This window comes from Pelagibius sp. Alg239-R121 (assembly GCF_947331435.1).
In the GTDB taxonomy this organism is placed as follows: Bacteria; Pseudomonadota; Alphaproteobacteria; order Kiloniellales; family Kiloniellaceae; genus Denitrobaculum.
In genome coordinates, this window is sequence record NZ_CAMZOF010000003.1 from 293,897 (window position 1) to 316,570 (window position 22,674).

Annotated in this window: 19 protein-coding genes and 1 other RNA gene; all 20 read right to left on the bottom strand. The window is 59.2% G+C overall.

The features are described 5' to 3' along the window. Positions 1–93: 93 nt before the first annotated feature. On the bottom strand, positions 94–1,353 hold the full coding sequence (ftsA, locus tag QMZ18_RS11780; protein WP_282606491.1) for a cell division protein FtsA: 1,260 nt from the start codon (positions 1,351–1,353) through the stop codon (positions 94–96). A gap of 73 nt (positions 1,354–1,426) precedes the next feature. Beyond that, positions 1,427–2,296, bottom strand: coding sequence for a cell division protein FtsQ/DivIB (locus QMZ18_RS11785; protein WP_282606492.1), 870 nt, complete (start codon positions 2,294–2,296; stop codon positions 1,427–1,429). Then, positions 2,293–3,288 carry a D-alanine--D-alanine ligase gene (locus QMZ18_RS11790; RefSeq protein ID WP_282606493.1) on the bottom strand — a complete coding sequence of 332 codons (996 nt, stop codon included), beginning with the start codon at positions 3,286–3,288 and terminating at the stop codon, positions 2,293–2,295. Before QMZ18_RS11790 ends, QMZ18_RS11785 begins: the two co-directional genes overlap by 4 nt. Further along, positions 3,285–4,232 (bottom strand): UDP-N-acetylmuramate dehydrogenase, encoded by a 948-nt coding sequence (gene murB, locus QMZ18_RS11795; protein ID WP_367575950.1) that lies wholly within the window; start codon positions 4,230–4,232, stop codon positions 3,285–3,287. Before murB ends, QMZ18_RS11790 begins: the two co-directional genes overlap by 4 nt. After that, a complete protein-coding gene (gene murC, locus QMZ18_RS11800) occupies positions 4,232–5,659 on the bottom strand; it encodes a UDP-N-acetylmuramate--L-alanine ligase (protein ID WP_282606495.1) in 1,428 nt (475 codons plus the stop codon). Before murC ends, murB begins: the two co-directional genes overlap by 1 nt. Beyond that, entirely contained in the window at positions 5,656–6,855 is a 1,200-nt protein-coding gene (gene murG, locus QMZ18_RS11805; protein ID WP_282606496.1) for an undecaprenyldiphospho-muramoylpentapeptide beta-N-acetylglucosaminyltransferase, read from the bottom strand. The genes murC and murG overlap by 4 nt, the downstream gene beginning before the upstream one ends. Further along, a complete protein-coding gene (locus QMZ18_RS11810; RefSeq protein WP_282606497.1) occupies positions 6,852–7,976 on the bottom strand; it encodes an FtsW/RodA/SpoVE family cell cycle protein in 1,125 nt (374 codons plus the stop codon). Before QMZ18_RS11810 ends, murG begins: the two co-directional genes overlap by 4 nt. After that, positions 7,973–9,421: a UDP-N-acetylmuramoyl-L-alanine--D-glutamate ligase gene (gene murD, locus QMZ18_RS11815; protein ID WP_282606498.1), complete on the bottom strand. Its 1,449-nt coding sequence runs from the start codon at positions 9,419–9,421 to the stop codon at positions 7,973–7,975. The genes QMZ18_RS11810 and murD overlap by 4 nt, the downstream gene beginning before the upstream one ends. Positions 9,422–9,425: 4 nt before the next feature. Beyond that, positions 9,426–10,514, bottom strand: coding sequence for a phospho-N-acetylmuramoyl-pentapeptide-transferase (mraY, locus tag QMZ18_RS11820; protein ID WP_282606499.1), 1,089 nt, complete (start codon positions 10,512–10,514; stop codon positions 9,426–9,428). Then, entirely contained in the window at positions 10,504–11,916 is a 1,413-nt protein-coding gene (locus QMZ18_RS11825) for a UDP-N-acetylmuramoylalanyl-D-glutamyl-2,6-diaminopimelate--D-alanyl-D-alanine ligase (RefSeq protein ID WP_282606500.1), read from the bottom strand. The genes mraY and QMZ18_RS11825 overlap by 11 nt, the downstream gene beginning before the upstream one ends. Continuing rightward, positions 11,913–13,421 (bottom strand): UDP-N-acetylmuramoyl-L-alanyl-D-glutamate--2,6-diaminopimelate ligase, encoded by a 1,509-nt coding sequence (locus tag QMZ18_RS11830; RefSeq protein WP_322097195.1) that lies wholly within the window; start codon positions 13,419–13,421, stop codon positions 11,913–11,915. Before QMZ18_RS11830 ends, QMZ18_RS11825 begins: the two co-directional genes overlap by 4 nt. Further along, positions 13,408–15,246, bottom strand: a complete 1,839-nt coding sequence (locus QMZ18_RS11835; RefSeq protein WP_282606501.1) for a penicillin-binding protein 2 — start codon at positions 15,244–15,246, stop codon at positions 13,408–13,410. Before QMZ18_RS11835 ends, QMZ18_RS11830 begins: the two co-directional genes overlap by 14 nt. Then, complete coding sequence (locus QMZ18_RS11840) at positions 15,243–15,656, bottom strand: hypothetical protein (protein ID WP_282606502.1); 414 nt, start codon at positions 15,654–15,656, stop codon at positions 15,243–15,245. Before QMZ18_RS11840 ends, QMZ18_RS11835 begins: the two co-directional genes overlap by 4 nt. Next, on the bottom strand, positions 15,653–16,681 hold the full coding sequence (gene rsmH / locus QMZ18_RS11845) for a 16S rRNA (cytosine(1402)-N(4))-methyltransferase RsmH (protein ID WP_322097196.1): 1,029 nt from the start codon (positions 16,679–16,681) through the stop codon (positions 15,653–15,655). Before rsmH ends, QMZ18_RS11840 begins: the two co-directional genes overlap by 4 nt. After that, positions 16,678–17,142: a division/cell wall cluster transcriptional repressor MraZ gene (gene mraZ / locus QMZ18_RS11850; RefSeq protein ID WP_282606503.1), complete on the bottom strand. Its 465-nt coding sequence runs from the start codon at positions 17,140–17,142 to the stop codon at positions 16,678–16,680. Before mraZ ends, rsmH begins: the two co-directional genes overlap by 4 nt. 421 nt (positions 17,143–17,563) lie before the next feature. Beyond that, positions 17,564–18,035: RNase P RNA component class A (gene rnpB / locus QMZ18_RS11855), an RNA gene on the bottom strand. A gap of 50 nt (positions 18,036–18,085) precedes the next feature. After that, complete coding sequence (locus tag QMZ18_RS11860) at positions 18,086–18,841, bottom strand: N-acetylmuramoyl-L-alanine amidase (protein WP_282606504.1); 756 nt, start codon at positions 18,839–18,841, stop codon at positions 18,086–18,088. A gap of 24 nt (positions 18,842–18,865) precedes the next feature. Further along, positions 18,866–19,753, bottom strand: coding sequence for a DMT family transporter (locus QMZ18_RS11865; protein WP_282606505.1), 888 nt, complete (start codon positions 19,751–19,753; stop codon positions 18,866–18,868). Further along, positions 19,753–21,624: an ABC-F family ATP-binding cassette domain-containing protein gene (locus QMZ18_RS11870; RefSeq protein ID WP_282606506.1), complete on the bottom strand. Its 1,872-nt coding sequence runs from the start codon at positions 21,622–21,624 to the stop codon at positions 19,753–19,755. The genes QMZ18_RS11865 and QMZ18_RS11870 overlap by 1 nt, the downstream gene beginning before the upstream one ends. 21 nt (positions 21,625–21,645) lie before the next feature. Beyond that, positions 21,646–22,380: a TerB family tellurite resistance protein gene (locus QMZ18_RS11875; protein WP_282606507.1), complete on the bottom strand. Its 735-nt coding sequence runs from the start codon at positions 22,378–22,380 to the stop codon at positions 21,646–21,648. Positions 22,381–22,674 lie beyond the last annotated feature (294 nt).

Sequence of the window (22,674 nt, forward strand, 5' to 3'; positions counted from 1 at the left end):
GTTTGAGTCTGCTACTGTTTAACTTTGCCGCTCTGGCAGTCTGCTCTTCGTTCCGATACGGCCGGAACAGCCGTAGATACCGCTTTGCTTTCACTAAAAATGCTCACGAAACCAATGGCCCATACGGCCCATCAGGTTTCCCGGTTCCTTGACTTGCTGAGGGACATCGAGGGGAACCGCGATGTCCGACGCGATGGCATATAGAAGGAGCCCAGCGCAGGTGGCATAAGCCGCACCTGCTGTGGCTTCTGCCAAGCCTGCAACACGTAGGGGCCGCCCGATGCGGACCTGCTTGTCGAGAATAAGTCCGGCCAGGTCTCCGATGCCGGAAAGCTGGCTTCCTCCGCCGGTCAGAACCACCCGGCGTCCGGCGATTTTGTCGAAACCGCTTGCCTCCAGGCGGGAGCGCACCAACTCGAAGGTTTCTTCGAGGCGCGGCTGGATAATGCCGACCAGCAACGACCGCGGAACCTGCTGCGTCGCGTTCTGTGCATCTTCGCCGACCTGCGGCACGTCGATAACCTCGCGGTCATCTGCGGACGCGGCCAGTGCATGTCCGTACAGGGTTTTCATCCGCTCGGCGTGCACCAAGGGTGTCGAGAGCCCTCTGGCGATGTCGTTGGTGACATGCAGTCCGCCGATCGGAACAACGTCGGTGTAGATCACGTTGCCTTCGAAGAAGACGGCGATCGTCGTCGTGCCGCCGCCCAGGTCAATGACGGTCACGCCCAGATTCATCTCGTCTTCGACCAATGCCGACAAGCCGGCCGCGTAGGGTGAAACAACAAACCCGGCAATGTCCAAGTGGCAACGCCGGATGCAGGTCGCCAGATTACGCACGGCGCCGGCGGCGGCCGTGATGATGTGCATATGGACGCCAAGCTGTTCGCCGTGCATGCCGCGCGGGTCGCGGATGCCACGACTGCCGTCGATGCTGTATTCGGTCGGGATCGAATGGATCAACTGTCGTCCCGGCTCGGCGTGGCCGTTCGTGGTCTGAAGCTCCTGACCGTATTCCAGTGCGCGCCGAAGGTCTGCATCTCCGACCTCGTGGCCGTTAATCGACACCTCGACACCGACCGAGCTCGAAGCCGGATACCCGCCAGAGAGGTTGACCACAACGCGGTCGATGGTTTCGCCCGCCATCTGTTCGGCGGCATGAACGGCATTCAGGATGGAGGTTTCAAGCTCCTCCATATCGACAACTGCGCCGGCCTTGAGGCCACGGCTTTCCTGCTGACCGATGCCGACGATCCGTGGACGCTGGTCCGTCTCGACCTTGGCGATGAAACAACAGACCTTGCTGCTGCCGACGTCCAGTGCGGCAACCAGGCCGTTGTGAATTTTATCCATTCGCTTGTTCATCGTTTGTCGACCAAAGGCGTGCTGTTGGTTGCTGTGCAGGGCTTTTGCGTTTTTCCGGTCATCAGGTTTCTTCCCCGTTCCCGGAACGCTTTGTCTTAGGTTTTGTCTTTGAATTCGTGCGGACAACGAGGCGATCTGGCAGACGAAGATCGATCACCACGACGTCTCGCTCCAGGACACCTTGTTCGCGCTCGATCCTGGCGAGCTGCGCCCAGGCGCCGGCTGCATCGGTTTCGGGCAGTTGAACGTCGATCCCACCCTGAAGCCTCAGATTCCAGCGCCGGCCACTCACGCGAACGGCAGCGGTGACCAGTTCACGAAGGCGGGGCTCGCTGTCCACCACGGCCAAGAGGGCAGCGGTGTGTTCCGGGGCGTCGGCACCAACCACAAGCGGAAGCTGGTTAAAGCGGTCTACCCGGACGTTGGGGATCAGATCACCGCTCTGATCAATAACCGCCGTGTTGCCTTCGTGCTGCCACAGTGCCAGCGGTTGACGCTCGACAATCCGCACGTAAACATCGCGGGGAAAGCGGCGCTCAACAGCAGCGCTCTTCACCCAAGGTAGGGATTCGAGCTTCACCTTGGCCGCTTCCGGGTCGAAGGCAAGCATCGGGAAACCGCGTTTTACGCCAAGTGTTTTCAGCATCTGTTTGGCCGGTGTGCGGTTGCGACCTTCAACAAGAACGTCATCGACACCCAGGCCGGCATCGACGCTCATTGCGTAGAAGCCCTCGACCGCGGCATCCGCCTGTCGGCTGAACCAGCCGTCGATCGACAACCAGGAAACACCGCCGATAAAGGCGGTTGCTGCGAGCAGCATCCCGCCAATGCGTACACGCCGCCAGGTCAGCAGGTTTCGCTGCGGGCGCCGGGCGGGGCGACGGCTCTGTTTGGCTTTTTTACGGGCCTGCGGTTTGGCGTTGGGGTTCATGCTGACTCTCCGGCAGGCTCGACAAATTCAGGTGCGGCAATTCCAGACTCGGTCATCTCAGATTTGGACATCGCCGACTCGCTCACCGCAGACTCGACAATCCACGCGCAAAGTTCAGGGAACGACATGCCCTTGTAAGCGGCTTGTTCGGGCACCAGACTGAGGGCTGTCATCCCTGGTTGCGTGTTGATTTCCAGGAAGTAGAGTTTGCCAGGTGCGCCTTTTGTGTCGTCGTAGCGGAAGTCTGAGCGGCTCACGCCGTGGCACCCCAGGATCTCGTGAACCTTAGCGGCAGCGTTCAGAGCCTCTTCGTAAATCTTCTCCGGAATCTGGGCTGGAACTATGTGCTCGGTCTTGCCCTCAGTGTACTTGGCTTCGTAGGTGTAAAAGCCCACCTTCGGACGCAGTTCGGTGACTGCGATGGCCTTACCGTTCATGACGCTGACCGTAAGTTCCCGGCCAGGAATGTATTCTTCCACCAGCCATAAGTCGTCACTGTCGGCGGAGTCCGCAGGCAATGCCGGCCCGTTGTCACCGACGTCCACAATTTGAACGCCGACGCTGGAACCTTCATCGAGAGGTTTGGCCACATAAGGTCGAGGTAGAACGTCTTCACCAGCCAACCGTTGAGCCGGAACCACGACACCATGGGGAACGGTGATGCCGGCTTCGGCGGCAAGTGTTTTCGTGCGGTCTTTGTTCATGGCCAGCGCCGAGGCGAGAACACCCGAATGTGTGTAACGCAGCCCCAGCATATCCATCAGCCCTTGGATACAGCCGTCCTCGCCCCAACGGCCATGCAAGGCGTTGAAGATCACGTCGGGTTTTGGATCGAGTGCAGCAATCAAAGCGGCCATGTCGCGGCTGACGTCGACTTCTTTGACCTCATAACCGGCTTCGCGCAGCGCATCCGCACAAGCGCGGCCGCTGGTCAACGAGACTTCCCGTTCGGCGGAAAATCCACCCATCAGCACAGTGACCCGCTTGGTCATACAGCCCCTCCCTGGGAGTCGGGAGAGGGGCGGGCTCCGATCCGTCGAATCTCCCACTCTAAAGTAACGCCGGAATCTGCGAGCACTTTTGCGCGAACCTCCTCACCGAGCTGCTCGATATCTTCTGCGGTTGCCGAGCCCGTATTGATCAGGAAATTGCAGTGCAGTTCGGACACCATGGCGCCGCCGCGCTTCAGGCCGCGGCAACCGGCACGATCGATCAGCTGCCACGCTTTTTCTCCTGGCGGGTTTTTGAAGGTGCTGCCGCCTGTGCGGGTTCTGATGGGTTGGCTTTCCGAGCGCGAGGCTTGGATCTTACTCATCTGCGATGCAATTGCAGCTGGATCGCCCGCATGACCATGCAGACGTGCGCCCAGAAAAATCCAATCGGCGGGAACAGAGGATTTGCGGTAGGCAAAGCCCATATCTTCCGGTTGAAGGCGATGGATCTTGCCCTGTTGGTCGATGGCTTCGGCCCAGACCAGGACGTCCTTGGTTTCTCGCTCGTAGGCACCGGCGTTCATGCGCAGCGCACCGCCAATCGTGCCAGGAATGCCGCAGAGAAACTCAAGACCACCGATGTTTGCCAGTTTTGCGGCGGTTGCAACGTTGAGGTCGAGGGCGGCTGCGCCGCTGATGATATCGTGCCCCTCCGCCTCAATGTCTGCGAAACCGCGGCCTAGACGCAAGACGACGCCGGGAATGCCTCCGTCACGAACCAACAGGTTAGAGCCGACCCCAAACACCGTGACCGGGACATCGGACGGCTTGTTGCTCAGGAAGGAGATCAGATCGTCGCGATCGGCAGGGCGGAACATGATTTCAGCCGTTCCGCCGACCCGGAACCAGGTCACACCATTCAATGGCGCATCGGCGGTGTAGCGGCCACGCACCTCTGGCAGCCGGTCGATTAGACGGATATCCGGAGTTTGCTTCATGATCATCATTGCCCCGCGCCTTCCTGGTCCGACAATCCGTCCAGGGCTGCGGGCAATGTCTGTGCCCAGGCAGTGATGTTGCCGGCGCCCAGGCAGACCACAAGGTCGCCGGATCGGGCAAGTTCATGGATCATTTCCGGCAACGCCTCCGCGTCCGGCAGAGCCGCGACATGGCGGTGTCCCCGGTCACGCAAACCAGCGACCAGATCGTCTCGGCTCGCGCCTTCGATCGGCTGTTCGCCGGCTTCGTATACGTCGGCGATAATGACGTGATCGGCATCATTGAAGCAGCTGCAGAATTCTTCGAAGAGATCGTGGAGCCGGGTGTAGCGATGTGGCTGCATGACCGCGATGACCTGCGCATCCGTGGCTTGCCTTGCGGCTTTCAAAACCGCGGAGATCTCAACAGGATGATGACCATAATCGTCAATCACGGTTACTCCGCCGGAGACGCCGGTCTTGGTGAAGCGCCGTTTGACACCGCCAAAGCTTGCGAGAGCTTTGCGGATGGCCTCGTCCGTCATACCCATTTCTTCCGCGACCGTAATGGCAGCCAAAGCATTGAGAACATTGTGTTCGCCGACCATCGGTAGTTTGCAGTCGCTGATTGTGCGGCTTTGCTCGCCGCTGCGGTCGGTGATAATGACGTCGAAACGGGTCTGCACGCCAGTGACGCTGAGTTCAACGGCGCGTACATCCGCCTGCGGTGATGTGCCGTAAGTGATCAGGCGCCGGTCCTGAATCCGTCCGATCAGTGACTGCACGACCGGATGATCGATGCAGACAACGGCGAAGCCATAGAAAGGGATATTCTTAACGAAGGTTTCGAAGGCTTCGTGAAGGGCCTCGACAGATCCGTAAAAATCCAGATGTTCGGGGTCGATGTTGGTGACCACGGCTATGGTGGCGGGCAGCTTGGTAAAGGTACCGTCGCTTTCGTCCGCCTCGACCACCATCCAATCACCGGCACCGAGACGTGCATTGGTGCCGTAGGCGTTGATGATACCGCCGTTGATCACGGTTGGATCGAAGTCGCCGCCATCGAGTAGTGCGGCCACCAGAGAGGTCGTGGTGGTTTTGCCGTGGGTGCCGCCAACAGCGACCGACCACTTCAGGCGCATGAGTTCGCCGAGCATTTCTGCACGCCGAACGATAGGTACGAATTTCTCTCGCGCTGCAGCGACTTCCGGGTTTTCGAGTTTGATCGCGGAAGATACGACCACGACTTTGGCGTTTTCGACATTTTCCGCACGATGGCCGATCTGGATTTCGATGCCCATGTCGCGCAGGCGCTGAACATTCGCGCTTTCGGCGATGTCGCTGCCCTGAACCTGATAACCCAGGTTATGCAGGATCTCGGCGATCCCGCTCATTCCAATGCCGCCGATGCCGACGAAGTGGACGATACCGATGTCGAGAGGCAGGACCTTCATGCCGTGACCTCCCTATTGGAGCTTTTATGTTCGTTGATGTTGTCTTTGGTTTTCACTTCTCCGCCGCCATCGTTCACGCTCATCTCCACGGCGCCCTGAAAGGTTCCGCAAACCACATCTGCAAGCCGTCCGGCTGCATTAACTTCCGCACAGGACGATGCCCCTTGTGATGCCTGTTTGAGCAGCGCCGGTGTTGAGAGCAGGCAGGTCAGACGTTCAGCCAGGCTTTCCGCTGTCAGCGAACTTTGCGGCATCAGCCAGCCTCCACCAGCGCCGGTCAGGGCTTGCGCGTTGGCGGTTTGATGGTTGTCAGTCGCGTAGGGATAGGGGACCAGGATCGCCGGGCGGCCCGCGGCGGCCAGTTCGCAAACCGTTGATGCTCCCGAACGGCAGATCACCAGATGCGCGGTTTTCAATCTTTCGGGCATGTCGGTGAAGAACGCCGCCAAATCGTGTTTGACTTCAGAGTTCTCGTAGCTTCGGGCGACAATTTCGATCTCGCCGCCGGGGACCTGCTGCGTCACGGTCAGACGGCTTCGGTGTTCTGCGGACAGCTGAGCTGCGGCCGCCGGTACGAGTTCGTTGAAGACCTTGGCGCCTTGACTCCCGCCGATCACCAGCAGGCGAACGGGATCCGAGGCTTCAGGCGATTGATAAACGCTGGCGCCGACCTCGGCGATGGTGGCACGGACCGGGTTCCCGGTCTGAACGACTTTGTCTTGGTCGCTGCTGGAAATGGCATCCACCTTGTCGAACGAAGTCGCGATCGCATCTGCGCGTCCGGCAAGCAAACGGTTGGCGCGTCCCAACACTGCATTCTGTTCGTGCAGGATAACGGCTTGGCCAAGGTGTGCTGCCGCCAAGACGGTTGGGACGGAAGGGTAGCCACCGAAGCCAACCACCGCATCGGGCCTGCGTGATTTCAAGATCTTGCGGGCCTGCAGGTAACCGATCCCGAGTTGGGCAACACCCTTGAGCTTTCGGATGATGCCGCCGCCTGCAATGCCTGCCGCCGCAATGCGAAGAGTTTCGATTTCGGGTAACTTGTCCCCGAACCCGCCGCCACGCTGATCGGTGATCAGGAGGACTTCAATACCACGCGCAAGCAGTTCTTGCGCCAGCGCTTCGGCCGGGAACAGGTGTCCGCCTGTGCCGCCGGCTGCAAGGATGACGCGGCGCGGGTTCTGCAACGTCATATCGCTTCCCCCATGCTGACCCGCCGCCGCGTCAGGGCAAGAACCATGCCCATTCCCATCGCCAGTGCGAGCAAGGAGGACCCGCCGTAGCTGATGAAGGGCAAGGTCATGCCTTTGGTTGGAATGAGGTGCAGTGCAGAGCCCATATTGATGAGGGCTTGCAGCCCGAATTGCGCCAGAAGTCCGCTGCTGGCAAGCATGACAAACAGGCTGCTTTCGCCCAACAGATGTGTGAAGCCGCGCAGCACCACGAAAGCGAAAAGACTGACGATCACCAGACAGGCAATCAGTCCCATTTCCTCACCGGCAACGGCAAAGATGAAATCGGAATGAGCGTCGGGCAGGTGGGCTTTCACCGTTCCTTCACCAGGACCGCGACCGAAGAAACCGCCGTTCATGAAGGCTTCCATGGAACGGTTGATCTGATAGCGGTCGCCGGCGGCCGGATCCAAGAAACCGTCGATCCGTGCAGCAACGTGGGGCAGCGAAAAGTATGCACCGAACAGAGCCGCGACTCCCAGCGCAGCCAGCAACGCGACCCACAGCATAGGTAGGCCCGCGAGGAACAGCTGCACGCCGCCGATTGCCGTGATCAGGACGCTCTGGCCAAGATCGGGCTGCAGAAGCAGAAGCGCTACTATGACCAGCCAGATCCCCAATGCGATGGGAATGCCCGGCACCTTCGGGTCGCTCTTGGCCATGGCCAGGATCCAGGCAATGGAAACGGCAAAGAAGGGCTTGATGAACTCCGACGGTTGCAGAGAAAAGCCAGCAATGTTCAACCAGCGTGACGCGCCTTTGATTTCTGTGCCGGTGAGCAGAGTGAGTACCAGCAACACCGTCGTTACCAGGAGGCCGACGACAGCACAGCGGCGTACTCCCCGCGGCGAGAGCAGCGATGCACCGATGACGATCATCAAAGCGAAGGGCAGGAGGGCCAGTTGACGTTGCGCCAATTGAAACGAACCAATCCCAATCCTGTCGGCCGCCGCAGGTGAAGCCGCCAACATCAGGACGCCACCGAGTGCCATCAGGATGACCAATGCGATCAAAGTCCAGCGGTCTACTGTCCACCACCAGCGCCCGAGAACACTTGTATCTGTGCGGGCAAAACTGCTCATGCGGCGTCACCCCCCACCGCGTGTTTGCCGGCGTCGCCATCATTTGCAGCGTCTGATTTCCGGATCAGCGCAACGGCATCCTTGAACGCTGTGCCGCGAGCTTCGAAGTTCGGGAATTGATCGAACGAGGCGCAGGCAGGTGACAGCAATACGACGGGTGCGGCCGCCTGGCTTTGTTTCGTCGTGTTGGCAGCTGTCGCGGCAGCCCTTACCGCCTTCGCCAAGGTACCGCAACGGGTCACAGGGACCCGTCCTTCCAGCACCGAGGCGAAGGCGGCTTCGGCTTCGCCAATCAGAAAAACCTCAGCAATGCGCGGATAAAATTCTTCGAGGCCGTCCAGACCGCCTTCTTTGGCCCGACCACCTGCGATCCAGTAGATCAGGTCGTAGCAGGCAAGGGCGCGGGCTGCAGCGTCGGCATTGGTTGCTTTGGAATCGTTGACGTAGCGGACGCCGTCGATTTCGTCGACCAGTTCTTGACGATGTGGCAAGCCACCAAAGCTGCGCAAGCCGTCAACGACCTCTTCACGCGTGACGCCAAGCGCTCTGGCAACTGCATAGGCCGCCGCTGCATTCTGGCCATTGTGATCGCCAGGCAGGTTCGGTAAGTCGCTCAGATCGAGAACGGTCTCCGCGCTGCCATCACGGTCGTCGATCAAGGTTCCTTCAGAGACGTAGAGCCCACCGTCCACAATGCGATTGCCAGACACAGGAACGATGGTCTGGTCGTTTGCAGCGGCCAAAGCTTCAAAGAGTCCGCGACTGGTATCGTCATCGGTTCCAACAACAGCTGTGCAGGCTTTACTCTGGCGATGGAAAATCAGCTTCTTTGCGGCGACGTAGCCATCGAAACCACCGTGTCGATCCAGGTGATCCGGGCTGATGTTCAAAAGGACCGCGACATCGAAGGTGATCGAACGGGTAATTTCGAGCTGATAGGATGACATCTCCAGAACATAGATTCCGTCCTGTGTCAGAGGTTCGAGCTCGAGCGCAGGGATGCCCAAGTTACCACCCACAGCGACCCTGCGGCCGGATTGCTGCAGGATATGCGCGATCAGAGCCGTCGTTGTCGATTTCCCGTTGGTCCCCGTGATGCCGACGAACCTCACACCACGCTGCGCACGGGCGAGGAGTTCAATATCGCTGATGATTTCGCAGCCGTTGTGGCGGGCCAGGTCGGTGACCGGGTGAGGCATAGGAAAACTGTGGGGAATGCCCGGCGAGAGCACTAAGCTGACCGGCTGCGACCAGTCGCAATCTTGCAGATCGACGATCGGCAGGCCTTCAGCGGCTGCGCGCTCCCGGCCGGCCTCGTTGTCGTCCCAGGCCCAGACCTCGGCTCCGGCAGTCTTCAACGCACGCGCAGCCGAGAGCCCGGACTTGCCCAGACCCAGTACCGCTACCGTTAAACCACCAAAGAAACCGAGATCGATCGCTGTCATTACCTCACCTCAGTTTCAGGGTCGCGAGACCCACAAGTGCGAGGATCATGGCGATGATCCAAAAGCGGATGACGATCGTCGGCTCGGCCCAACCCTTCTTTTCGAAGTGATGGTGCAGCGGTGCCATGCGGAATACACGCTTGCCGGTCAATTTGAAGGAGGCCACCTGAACGATGACTGAAACCGTCTCCAATACGAAGAGGCCACCGATAATTGCCAACACCAATTCGTGTTTGGTGACGACTGCGATACCGCCGAGGGCGCCGCCCATGCTCAAAGAGCCGGTGTCGCCCATGAAGACCATGGCAGGCGGGGCATTAAACCAGAGAAATCCGAGACTTGCTCCGACCAGAGCAGCACAGAATACGGCGAGCTCACCGCTGCCGGGAACGAAGTGCAATTGCAGGTACTCGGCGAAGACGGCGTTACCGACAAGATAGGCAATCAGCGCGAAACAGACTGCGGCGATCATCACCGGTACGATTGCGAGGCCATCCAGACCATCGGTCAGATTTACGGCATTGGACGCGCCGACCATCACCAAGACCGCAAAGGGTAGAAAGAACCAACCCATGTTGATGAGCAGGCTTTTGAAGAAGGGAACTGCCAGATGCGTCGACATGGTATCGGGGCCGAGCTGCATCACCCAGAAGGTTGCGGCACCGCCGATGATCACCTGTGCAACCAATTTGACTCGTCCGGGAAGGCCTTTTGTATTCCGTTGCGTGAGCTTCAGGTAATCGTCGACGAAACCAACCATGCCGAACCCGCCGGTTACCAGCAAAACTGCCCAGACATAGCCGTTCTTCAGGTCGGCCCAAAGGAGCGTGGAGATCGTGATGGCAATCAGGATCAAAAACCCGCCCATGGTGGGCGTGCCTTTTTTGGTCAGGAGATGACCTTCCGGGCCGTCTTCGCGGATCGGCTGACCCTCACCCTGTTTCGATTTCAGCCAGGAAATGACCTTGGGACCCAAAATGAAACTGATGATAAGGGCTGTGATGACGGCGCCGCCGCTGCGGAACGTCAGATATCGGAACAGATTGAAGATGATGAAATCGTCGGAAAGCGGGACGAGAAAATTAAACAGCATTGGTGCCCTCCAATGCTTTCAGGGCCTCGACGATTACGGCCATGCGGCTACCCAAAGATCCCTTCACCAGTATGACGTCTCCTTTTGCCACGGCTTCGGTCGCAATTGGCGCCAGCATTGCGGAATCTTCCGCATGTGCGCCCTGCATCCTTGCGGGCAGGTTTTTGTGAAGCGTTTCCATCAACGGGCCGCAGGTGAACACCAGATCGACGTTCGCATCGATAAGCGGCTCGACAAGATCGCCATGGAGTTTCGAGGCATCTTTGCCGAGCTCCAGCATGTCACCGAGCACTGCGATGCGACGGCTGTCTTTGGCCGGTTTGCTGTACGCCAGGACTGAAATCGCAGCACGCACGGAGGCTGGGTTGGCATTGTAGGCGTCGTCGATCAGCAGGAAGTCGCCGTTAGGGCCGTTGATCTCATGGCGTTCTCCGCGCCCTGCGAGTCCGGGGAGCGCGGCAAGCGCCTGGGCGGCACGCGCGACATCGGCCCCGCAAGCATCAATGGCGGTCAGAACGGCGAGTGTGTTCATAACCCAGTGATCGCCCGGCTGACCGACGCGATAGTTGAATTCCTGCTCACCGACGACGGCCGTTACGTCGCTTCCATTGTCTGCAGGTGTTACCTCGAGCAAGCGGTTGTTCGCTGACTCGTTGCGCCCAAAGCTGACGATCTTCTTGACGCCGGCTGCTTTTGCTTTTGCGACCAGATGGTCGAACATCCCGTTATCGGCATTCAGAACTGCTGTGCCGTCCGAACGCAGCGATTCGAAGATTTCCGCTTTGGCATCGGCGATGGCTTCGAGAGATTCGAAGAACTCCATATGAGCGGCTTCGATCGTCGTGATGATGGCGACGTCGGGCTTCACAAGACGCGCTAACTCGCGAATTTCACCAGGGTGGTTCATTCCAAGCTCGAAGACGCCATACACGGTATCGCGCAGCATACGCGCGAGGGAGAGTGGAACGCCCCAATGGTTGTTCAGGCTCTTTGCGCTGGCAAAGGTCGCGGCTTGGGGTGAGAGGCAGGTGCGCAGCGCTTCCTTCGTACCGGTTTTCCCGACACTTCCCGTCACCGCGATGAATTTTGCCGAACTACGATCGTGTGCCGCTGCACCCAAGCGCCAGAGTGCACCTAATGTGTCGTCGACCAGGATGAGCGGTGCGGCTTCGTCCAGGTTCTCCGGACGGCGATGCACCAATGCAGCCGCTGCACCTTTGGCCAGAGCATCTGCGATGAAGTCATGACCGTCGAAGACTGGCCCCTGCAGTGCGATAAAGAGTTCGCCAGGTTCGATCGTGCGCGTATTGATCGACAGGCCGTCGGCCTGCCAGGCGCAGGTATTGATTCCGCCTGTTGCGGCAGCGACTTCTTCAGACGTCCAGAGAGGTTGGGCGTTCATTGTCCTGCACCTCCGCTCTTGGTCTGCTTAGCAATCGCGGCAATGGCTTCCCGCGCGACATCCCGATCATCGAAGGGATGAACGATGTCGCCGACTTTCTGGCCGCTCTCGTGCCCTTTGCCCGCGATCACGAGCAGATCGTCCGCAGCAAGCTCTCGAACCGCAGTGAATATTGCTTCGCGGCGGTCGCCGATTTCCCGGCCGTTTGGGGCAGCAGTCATCATGGCCGCGCGAATGCTTGCCGGATCTTCGCTGCGCGGGTTGTCGTCCGTGATAATTGCCACGTCCGCTATGCGCTCGGCGATTCCACCCATCATTGGACGCTTACCGGGATCTCGGTCACCACCACAACCGACCACCACCCAAAGCCTGCCATCGCAATGCGGACGCAGGGCTGTCAGAACAGTTTCAAGAGCGTCGGGGGTATGGGCGTAATCCACATAGATCGCGCCGCCTTTCGGACTGTCACCGACATACTCGACCCGACCGGATACGCCCGAAAGGGAAGGGATCACAGCAATTGCTTTTTCCGCTGCAATTCCGCCTGAAATTACCAGGCCGAGAGCCGCGAGCAGGTTCCAGGCCTGGAACGACCCGGCGACGGGAAAGGTTGTCTCGTAAGTTTCGCCAAGGACTTCAAGTTTCAGACTCTGTCCAGCCGGCGTCGGCGTCCGCGAAACCAGTTTGAGGTCTCCGCCATTGCTTCCGTAGGACAGGATCGGGAGACCGCGGCCGTTACAGATTTCGACCAGTTGTTCGAACTCTGGCACGTCGGCATTGAGAACGGCGGTTCCACCGGGTGTCATCAGCGTGTCGAAGAGACGGCACTTGGCGGCTAGATAACCTTCCATGCTGCCGTGATAATCGAGATGATCGCGTGACAGGTTTGTGAAAGCCGCTGAGGTAACTGCAACGCCGTCCAAGCGCGACTGGTCCAGGCCGTGGCTGGAGGCCTCGACCGCAAGATGGTTGAAGCCGTCGCGCGCCAGTTCAGCCAGACAGCGCTGAAGTTCCACGGGATCCGGCGTAGTCAGGGCAGCTGGCGCGTTTGGTCGCTCTGGCTCAATGCCGAGGGTTCCAAGACTTGCGGCTTCATAACCAAGACGCTGCCAGATCTGCCGGGTGAAGGTTGCGACTGACGTCTTGCCGTTGGTTCCTGTGACCGCTGCGATCACGTGTGGCTGCGCACCATAAAAGCGTGCTGCCATCAGGGCGATCGTCCGGCGCGGATTGTCGTTGGTGATTAGACTCACCGGCGTGTCGAACTTTTTCAGGTTCGTTCCGGTCACCGCAAGTACTGCAACCGCACCGTTATCGACGGCTTGACCGATGAATTCGCGACCATCCACCTGAAAGCCAGGCAGGGCACCGAATAGGTACCCTGGTTTAATCTTCCGGCTGTCAAGTGCGAGGCCCTTTACCTCGACGTCAGGGCCCACAAAGGGAGGTGCCGCGGCGGGGCTATTCTGTTGGGGCCATTCCCGGGTCAATTCACTGAGACGCAAGGCTTTGCCCTCCCGCCCGTGCTTGGACTTCGACCAGGAGCTGTTCGATGCGATCGTCGTCGGCACCGTCGTCGATGGGCTCTAGCGCAACCAATGGACCCATTCGCTCGACCAGGCGCTTGATGACAGGCGCCGCAACCCAGCCGCCGGTTGCAAAGCCGTGGGTTTCCTTCGTGCCCTTGGGCTCGTCGATCATCGCAAAGACGACATAACGCGGATCGTTCATCGGGAAGGCGCCAAGGAAAGACGACATGCGCGCATTCCGGACGTAACGGCCGTTGCGCAGTTTGTCGGCCGTACCCGTCTTGCCACCCACCATGAAGCCTTCTGCATTAGCCTTTCGGCCCGTCCCATGCAGGACGACCAAACGCATCAGCCGCCGCATCTGCCGCGAAGTTTCTTTACTGATGACTCTTGTGCCCGTGACCAGTTCGTCGGGGGACCGTTTGATCAGGCTTGCCGATTTGAGTTCGCCACCGTTCACCAACGCACCGGCGGCCCGTACCAGCTGCAGCGGGCTGACCGAGATCCCATGGCCATAGGAGATCGTCATGGTGTTGATCTCACGCCATTTGCTTGGGAAGCGCGGCCGCCCGATCTCAGACAATTCGAAAGAGGCGGGGCGGGTCAGGCCGAGATTCGAAAGAAAAGCCTTCTGCTTGGAGGTTCCGGCCTCCATGGCCATGTGAACGGTGCCTATATTACTGGAATAGATCAGAATTTCAGGAATCGAGAGCCAGCGTTTCTTAGGCTTGTAATCGCGAATTGTAAAACGGCCGGCGCGGATCGGGTCCGTTGTATCGTAACCGTCGTTAACGCTGACAACGCCTTCGTCGAGCGCCATTGCGGTGGTGAAGAGCTTGAACACCGAGCCCATCTCGTAGACGCCCAATGTTGCCCGGTTGAAGCGGGCGTCGTCCACCGCGTTGCCGGCGTCATTTGGGTCGTAACTCGGTAGCGAAACCATGGCTACGACTTCACCGTTGCGAACGTCGTACACCATGCCTGCCGCACCGACCGCCCTGAATTCGCTCATTGCGCCGGAGAGTTCTTCGGCCAGGATATGTTGAATTCGAACGTCGAGGCTAAGCTGCAGCGGTTCGGCCGTACCGGTCAGCAACTCATCGAAAGACTGCTCGACACCGGCCAAGCCCTGATTGTCGATCGACGTAAAGCCCACCGCGTGTGCCGTCAGCGCACCATGCGGATAGAAGCGGCGCTGTTCCCGGCGGAAATTAAGACCAGGGATACCGAGACCGTTAATCTGGACCTGCTGCCTTGGAGTGAGGTGACGCTTCAACCAAACGAATTGTTTTGACGATTTCAGCTTCGCGAACAGTTCCGCCTGTGGTTTTCCGGGCAATATCCGATGAAGCTCGCGGGCGGCGAGCTCAGGGTCCGGAACAAGGCGTGCATCGGCAAAGAGGGAAGCTGTCGGTAGGCTCGTGGCCAGAATGACGCCATTGCGGTCGGTAATGTCACCACGGACTTGATCGCCGGAGAACTGAGTGGCGGCGTGTTTGGCGCTGGTCCGCCCACTGTCTTGCAACAGAGTTAGGTCGACTAGGCGAACACCAATGGCGAAGAAAGCAACAGTGAGCACCAGACCGGTTGCAATCAAGCGGGTTTTGCCGACCTCAAGCGCCTGCTTTACCGTTCCGTCCAGAACAGTATAGGAGGACTGATCGATGTGCCTGTCCAACCCGCAAGGATGGCAAGGTTTGCCCGGCTGTTCCGAATCCCTACCGCTGCCCTGCCTGTCAAAGCGGGGGCTGCCATCGCCGGGACCGCCGATGCGGTCATGCTGATGAACACGGATGGTCATTGGGCTGCCCCCGTGCGCATCAACGGTGCGCTGTTGGCGCCACCGGCTTTTTCGCTGCTCTTTTTACCGGACTTGTCCGGTGCGTTGCGCAAGATTTCCTCGATGATGTCTTCGAGGCCCTCACTGTCCTGGCTTTCACGCTCTGGCAAGTCATCCGTATGAACAACCTGTGTGGCCAGCATCGGCGCAAAGTCGAGATGGCGTTCTGCGAGGTCGGCAAGATGTGACGGCTGGTTCAGGAAGCTCCACTCAGCTTCGAGAATCTTAATAGCCTCGCGGTCCTGCTGCATTTCGGCGCGGGCTATACCAAGCTCGGCCTCCAGTTCCTGGACCTTGTATTTGATATGAAAGGCGAACCAGATCGATACGGCGCAGGCGGTGAGCCAGGCAATGAGGGCAACTTTGTTCATGCCGCTTCCTCCGCCCATGGCGCAGCCGAGGTGCGTTGCGCCGCGCGCAGACGGGCCGACCGCGAGCGCGGATTGACGGCAATTTCATCTTCGGCGGGGCCCTGCGCTCCCTTGAACAACAGCTCAAAGGTTGCAGCCGGCGATTGGCTGTCGGCGTTTGCCGGTAGATGCCTCGAGCCACGAGGCGCGGCGCCACAACGCTCGACCAGGAAGCGTTTTACGGCGCGATCTTCAAGGGAGTGAAATGAGACAACGATCAGGCGACCGCCTGGTGCAAGCAGACGTTCGGCTGCGCGCAGGCCGCGGTGCAGCTCGCCCAACTCGTCGTTTACATAGATCCGCAGACCTTGGAACGTGCGGGTAGCCGGGTCGATCTCGTCCCGCTTCTTGCCGCTGGCCCGGCCTGCCGGTCGCACCACCTTGCGAACGATGTCGGCCAGTTCGCCGGTACGCTCGATCCTGCCGTTTCGCCGTGCATTGACGATGGCGCGAGCGACTTGTCGGGCCCGGCGTTCCTCGCCGAGATGAAAGATGATGTCGGCCAGCTCGCCTTCGGACAAACTATTGATCACGTCTGCCGCGGACGGGCGGTCGCTTTCTTGAGTGCCCTCCATACGCATGTCCAGATCAGCGTCTTGGCGGAAGGAGAATCCGCGTTCAGCCTGATCGAGCTGCATGGAGGAGACGCCGAGATCCAGCACCACGCCGTCGACCTGCTCGATGCCTTCGTCTCGCAGCAGACTGTCCATTTCGCCGAAACAGCCCTCTACGATAAGAAGCTTGCCGTTGAAGCGCGCTGCCAGCTCCCGCCCCGCCTTGATGGCTGAGACATCCCGGTCAATCGCGACGACGCGGCAATCAGCGCTTTCCAGGATTGCGCGACTGTAGCCGCCGGCTCCCAGGGTCCCGTCGCTGTAGGTTTCGCCGTCCTGAGGCGCAAGCGCGGCGAGCACTTCACGTAACATGACCGAGATGTGGTCACTGTCCTTGGCGAGTGTAAATTCTTGCGAACGCGGCTCCGTCACTTTGCGGCGCCTCCGTTATCGCCCATGGGAACGGTCAGGCCTTGAGCCCGGGCACGGTCGCGGGCAACAGTCTTGTGGGCCTCAAGGGCGTCGGGTTGCCAGATCTGAAATTGCCGGCCTTTGCCGACGAAGGCTGCACGCTCCGTGATACCGGCGTGCTCAATCAGAGACGCAGGCAAAATAATGCGGCCTTCGCTGTCAAAAGGCAGCTGTAGCGAATCAGCGAAAATCATGGTCGCCAAGTCGTCCTGGGTTTCCGAAAAAAAATCGTAACTCGAAACCCGTTCGTTCAATTTTTCAATGAAATCCATGCCGCAGGCTTCAATGGCGTCCACCCGATACGACCGGAAGGCGATGATTCCATTAAATGACTGGGACGCGAGCGTTTGGCGGAACGTCGCAGGAACGGAAACCCGTCCCTTACGATCCACCTTGTTCTCGAAGGTGCCGATGAACACCACGACCCGTCACTCCTGCGGCAGATGCCGCTCCATTCACAAACCCGGTCCGGATATCCGGACCCCAAATCAGGACGCACTACAGGCGTCTAGTTCCCATTGGGATCGTTTGGGATATCATGGGATCTGATGGGTGTCAATGGCACACAAGTAAAACTATGCGCGTTAATAAGAGGTTAACAGCCGTTTTTGTGCCTATGGCAATGTAGTTTTTTCTCCTTAAACTTGCCTTCACTTACCGGATGACAGAAGTTTCTACTAAGATTGTGGATTAATTGTGTTCACTCTATGTTCTGAGAAAGAAAAATTCCAGTAGAAACCACAGCAACAGTGACAATTCCGTGCCAAGGAATCGCTGATCTTTACGCGCCGATCCTGGCCGTTGTGGCCGGCTGAAATCGACCCTGTTCTCTTTACTTTAGTAGGTGTCAGACGATCTGTAAGCCGGGTTCTGTCCCCCGCCTTTCAGCGGATGGATGGCCATTCATCTGGGACGCCCGTTACCGGACGCCTCGCGCAACTTACCCGGACGGCGACGCGAAAATCCGCCTGATCCTCACCGTTTGACCGGTGAACACCTACCGTCCCTACTTAGTTTTGCTCCCGGTGGGGTTTACCTTGCCGCCCACGTCGCCGTGCGCGCGGTGCGCTCTTACCGCACCCTTTCACCCTTGCCTGCGGGTCCGTCCCATGAAATCCCATGACATCGTCCCATGAAATCCCATAAGCGGTCGGACTCCGGCAGGTGGTTTGCTTTCTGTGGCACTTTCCCTGGGGTCGCCCCCGCCGGGCGTTACCCGGCACCGTATTTCCGTGGAGCCCGGACTTTCCTCCCACCCGGCCGCTTGGCGAAACGAGTTCGCGGCTTACCGAAGGGCGGCCATCCGACCGTCTGACACTCTTCAGAGTTAGGCTCTCTCTCGCTTCGCGTCAATAGCTTCGCGGATTATCCGTCGGAGCCGGAGGAGTGGCGTCGCCCGTCGAGTAGCCGCCGTAGTTGCCCTTGTGTTGCGGCGTCGGGGGTGCCCGATAGCCGGTCGGGCAGGAAATGACGCTGAAACGCGGTGATAACCAAGCGGGTTTCATTGTTGAGTATACCGTCCAGCGGGACCGCATAGCCGTACTCATGGAGCATCTTTTGTAACTGAGCCATGTCGCCGTCGGCGTCCCGCAGATCGCCTGACATTTCGCCGATAACTGTTTCATCCGTCGGCCAAACACCGATGCCGGATGCGGCGAGGCGCCGCCAGTCGAAGAGCTCGCCCGGATCCTCTTTGCGCAGGGGCGCGACGTCGGAATGTCCCAGGACGCGATCAGGTGTGATCCCGTGCCGGGTTAGGATGCCCTGCGCCAAAACAATCAGTGACGTCATTTGTGGTTCCGGAAAGGGACGGTAGCCGAATTCGTGTCCGGGATTGATCAGCTCTATGCCGATAGAGCGCGCGTTGATGTTGCTGTCGCCGGCCCAAGACGAAACACCGGCATGCCAGGCGCGCCGGTCTTCGGGCACCAGCCGGTAAGTCAATCCGTCTTCGTCAATGCAATAGTGGGCGCTGACGCGGCCCGGCTCCGCGTTTGGGTCGCAGAGTTTTTCCAGGGCAACTTCGCCGCTGGGCATCCCGGTATAGTGCAGCAGCAAGATGTCGATCACCTGTCCGTCGCGGGAATCGTGATTGGGGGATGGGCGTTCGACGATCTTCACGGCGCGGTCTCTTACGGTTGATCTCTACTGGCGCTCGGCGGTGGGCGCAGCCACCTTCGGGCGCCTCAGAACGATGATCGCAACTCCGATCACGGTCAAGCAGCCGCCCGCGATAAGGTACAGCGTCAGACTCTCGTCGAGAAACAGGACGCCGGAAAAGACACCGACCACCGGAACCAGCAGTGTGAAGGGCATGGCCTGATTAAAGCTATAGCGCCGCAGTAGCCAATACCAGCAGCCGTAGCCGAAGACCACGACCAGTAGGCTCTGATAAAAGATGGCGAATACCGAGACCCAGTTCATCTGCAATATGATCTCGACCTGCCCCTCTTCGAACAAGAGCGAGGCGATCAGCAGCATTGGTGCGGCAAAGAGCGCCATCCAGGCATTGAGGGAAAAGCCGTCGACATCGGTCAGAAATTTGATCTGCACGTTGGCGATGGACCAGGTACAGGCGGCGGCGATCACCAGGAATAGGGCCAGATACTGACCATCAAGTCGCGGTTCGCCTGCGACGAGGGCCACGCCGACAAACGCGATCGCCATCCCCAAAGCCCGGCGCCAGCCAAGCTTATCCTTGAAAAAGACGGCTGCCAGCAGCGCGGCGAAGGGTACCTGAAGCTGGATTGCGATCGCGGCTGTGGCGGCGTCAAGCACACGCAATCCACTGAACATCAGGGCAAAATGCAAAAGACCGAGAGTGACGGCGATACCCACAACCTGCAACCAGCGTCCACTAGGCGGCTTGACGAAGGGAATGAGGATGGCCGCAACCAAGGCAAAGCGCAGACCCATGAAAAGAAGCGGCGGCAGTTGCACGAGACCAAGTTTCGCGACCGCGAAGTTCAGGCCCCAGACCAGAGCCACGACCAGAAAGATGACAAGATGCAGCGGGGCGATCGTCCCTGACATTACCCTGACGCTTGCGTCGATGTCAGAGCTTCGCGACGCTCTTCCAGCTCCAGCCATCTTTCCTCCAAGGCACTTAGTTCATTTCTCGCGGCGTCGAGCTCCGAAGCTAATTTCGAGACGGCCTTGGGGTCACCGGCATAGAGCGACGGGTCGTTAAGCGAAGTTTCCAGCTCGGCCATTTGCGCGGTGATTTCCTCGATCTTTGCGGGCAAACCATCCAGCTCGCGCTGATCCTTATAGCTTAGTTTTCTGGCGCCGCTCTTGCTTCGCGGCTGGGCCGGTTGGTTCTGCTGTTTTATCTGAGCCTGCCTGCGTGATTGATCATTGGCAGCGGCCGGCCCTCCGAGTGCCTTTCGTTTCGCTAGATAATCAGAATATCCGCCAGCGTATTCCTGGACCTCGCCTTCGCCCTCGACCGCAATGATCGAGGTAACCAGACGATCAAGAAAGTCTCGGTCGTGACTGACGATCAGCAGAGTGCCGCGGTAGTTGTCGAGAACATCGAGCAGGAGATCGAGGGTCTCCATATCCAGATCGTTGGTCGGCTCGTCCAGAACGATCAAGTTGCTGGGGTTGGCGAACAGGCGGGACAGCAGCAGGCGGTTCTTTTCGCCGCCAGACAGGGTTCTGACCGGCTGACGGGCCTGGCCTTCGTCAAACAAGAAATCCCGTAGGTAGCCCACGACATGGCGCTGAACCCCCTGTACCATAATCGAATCACCACCATCCGGCGCGAGGCTCCGCCACAAGGTAGTATCAGGATCCAAGGCTTCCCGCCGCTGATCGAAGTAGACGGGTTTCAAATTGGTGCCCAGCTTCACGGAACCACTGTCGGGCGCCAGAGTTCCCATCAACATCTTGACCAAAGTCGATTTGCCGGCGCCGTTGGGGCCTAGGATGCCGATCCGTTCACCGCGTTTGATTCGGGTCGAAAAGTTTTCGATGACGGCTTTGGCCGGGTTCACATCAGTGGCGTAGGCCTTTGAAATCTCCTTGGCCTCGATCACAACGTCACCGCCGCCTTCGGCCGTATCAACCGCGAGCTTGGCCGTGCCGGGTGCGTTCAGCCATTCACGGCGTTTCGCGCGAAGGTCCTGCAACCGCGCCAGACGCCCCTGATTGCGCTTGCGCCTCGCCGTCACGCCGCGCAGCAGCCATTTTTCCTCCCGGTGGATTTGCCGGTCAAGGCGGTGTTGTTCCTGTGATTCTCGCGCGAGAACCTCTTCAGACCACTCCTCGAAGTGCGCGAATGATTTGTCCAAGCGTTGAATGCGGCCGCGATCGAGCCACAGAGTGCTACTTGTCAAACGGTTCAAAAAGGCGCGGTCATGACTGATGACCAGCAGCGCACCATTGAACCGGGCAAGCTCGCCTTCGATCCACTCGATAGTCGGCAGATCCAAATGGTTGGTCGGTTCGTCAAGCAGCAAGACGTCCGGATCCTTGATCAGGGCGCGGGCGAGGGCCGCACGTCGTCCTTCACCACCCGAGAGCTCGGCAAGCGGGCGTTCGCCTTCAAGACCTACTCTGGCCAGGATTGCCGCAACCTGATGCCGCGCATTCGGATCATCCTTATGGTCTTCACCGAGTCCGGCGGCGACATGATCGGCGACACTGCCGCCCGGCTCGAAACGCGGATCCTGGGGCAGATAGGCGACGGCAGCACCCGGTTGCAGAAAACGGCTACCGCCATCAAGTTCCTGGACACCGGCGAGAACCTTTAGAAGCGTTGATTTTCCACTGCCGTTACGCCCAACCAGGCAGGCGCGCTCGCCGCGCGACAGGCCCATCGAAAGTGCCTCGAACAGCGGGCGCTGGCCGAAGGAAACTTTGGCGTCATGAAGAGCGAGCAGCGGAGCGGGCGGGGCCATCGTCTTTAATCCGAAGCGCTGTCAGTTGATTTCGCGCAGCTTGCGGATCTGATCGTAGGCCGCATTGATATTGGCGAGCTTTTCGTTTGCCAGATCGACGAATTCCTGCGGCATGCCTTGTGCGATCAGACGATCCGGATGGTTTTCCAGTACCAGCTTTCGGTGGGCGGACTTGATGTCCTCGTTGCTGTCATCACGGCTGACGCCAAGAAGCTGATAAGGGTCGGCGCTGGAGGGACTGACGTTTTCTCCGTAAATCCGCTCCCACTGCTTTTCTGAAAAGCCGAAGATCTGTGCCACATTGCCCAGGAAGAGCAGCTCGTCATCTGTAACTTTGCCGTCGGCGCGCGCGATATGGAATAGTCCCCGGAGCAGTTCTTCGAGAACGGCCGGGTTGTTCTTGAACATGCGCGCGATCTGTTTCGCGTAGGGCTCGAAACCCTCCGAATCCTTGCGTGCCTGATCGAACAGTCGTCCAACATTCTTGACCTCGTCCGGCGGGATGCGGAAAACCTGCTTGAAGGCGGTGACCTCGTCGCGGGTCACGACACCGTCGGCCTTAGCCATCTTGGCGCCTAACACGATCACGCCGATGGTGAAGGCGATCTGCTTTGTCGCGTCACCCGCATGCTCGTCCGCAGGTGCCTCACGCAGTTTGTCCACTGCGTGCCCGGCAACAGCACCGATCAATGCACCAAGGGGCCCGCCTAGAGCCAAGCCGGCGGCGCCGCCAAGAATTTTGCCCCAAATGCTCATCTCGGTCTCTTCAGGTCCGTCTCTTCCATGTGTTGGGTGGTGTTACAGACCTTGACGCGAAGCCATTTGTCTGGAGGGGCCGTTGTAACGAACTGCTGCCGGTAATCAAGGGTAGCGGGGCTATACGCAGAGTCTGATCGATTTTCGACGAAACGGTGAAAATCGCGAAACTGCTTCACGTATTTATTGTTAACGGGCGATTCACGCATTCAATCGGAACCGTCAAGAGCGATCTTGCTCTAGGATCTGCATGTTGAGTTATTCCATGGGATGAAGTTCCGGGCAAGTCTCTCG

Excerpts from the sequence above, each read along its gene's own strand:
- ftsA (WP_282606491.1), bottom strand. The coding sequence starts at position 1,353 with ATGGATAAAATTCACAACGGCCTGGTTGCCGCACTGGACGTCGGCAGC.
- QMZ18_RS11785 (WP_282606492.1), bottom strand. The coding sequence starts at position 2,296 with ATGAACCCCAACGCCAAACCGCAGGCCCGTAAAAAAGCCAAACAGAGC.
- QMZ18_RS11790 (WP_282606493.1), bottom strand. The coding sequence starts at position 3,288 with ATGACCAAGCGGGTCACTGTGCTGATGGGTGGATTTTCCGCCGAACGG.
- murB (WP_367575950.1), bottom strand. The coding sequence starts at position 4,232 with ATGATCATGAAGCAAACTCCGGATATCCGTCTAATCGACCGGCTGCCA.
- murC (WP_282606495.1), bottom strand. The coding sequence starts at position 5,659 with ATGAAGGTCCTGCCTCTCGACATCGGTATCGTCCACTTCGTCGGCATC.
- murG (WP_282606496.1), bottom strand. The coding sequence starts at position 6,855 with ATGACGTTGCAGAACCCGCGCCGCGTCATCCTTGCAGCCGGCGGCACA.
- QMZ18_RS11810 (WP_282606497.1), bottom strand. The coding sequence starts at position 7,976 with ATGAGCAGTTTTGCCCGCACAGATACAAGTGTTCTCGGGCGCTGGTGG.
- murD (WP_282606498.1), bottom strand. The coding sequence starts at position 9,421 with ATGACAGCGATCGATCTCGGTTTCTTTGGTGGTTTAACGGTAGCGGTA.
- mraY (WP_282606499.1), bottom strand. The coding sequence starts at position 10,514 with ATGCTGTTTAATTTTCTCGTCCCGCTTTCCGACGATTTCATCATCTTC.
- QMZ18_RS11825 (WP_282606500.1), bottom strand. The coding sequence starts at position 11,916 with ATGAACGCCCAACCTCTCTGGACGTCTGAAGAAGTCGCTGCCGCAACA.
- QMZ18_RS11835 (WP_282606501.1), bottom strand. The coding sequence starts at position 15,246 with ATGACCATCCGTGTTCATCAGCATGACCGCATCGGCGGTCCCGGCGAT.
- QMZ18_RS11840 (WP_282606502.1), bottom strand. The coding sequence starts at position 15,656 with ATGAACAAAGTTGCCCTCATTGCCTGGCTCACCGCCTGCGCCGTATCG.
- QMZ18_RS11865 (WP_282606505.1), bottom strand. The coding sequence starts at position 19,753 with ATGTCAGGGACGATCGCCCCGCTGCATCTTGTCATCTTTCTGGTCGTG.
- QMZ18_RS11870 (WP_282606506.1), bottom strand. The coding sequence starts at position 21,624 with ATGGCCCCGCCCGCTCCGCTGCTCGCTCTTCATGACGCCAAAGTTTCC.
- QMZ18_RS11875 (WP_282606507.1), bottom strand. The coding sequence starts at position 22,380 with ATGAGCATTTGGGGCAAAATTCTTGGCGGCGCCGCCGGCTTGGCTCTA.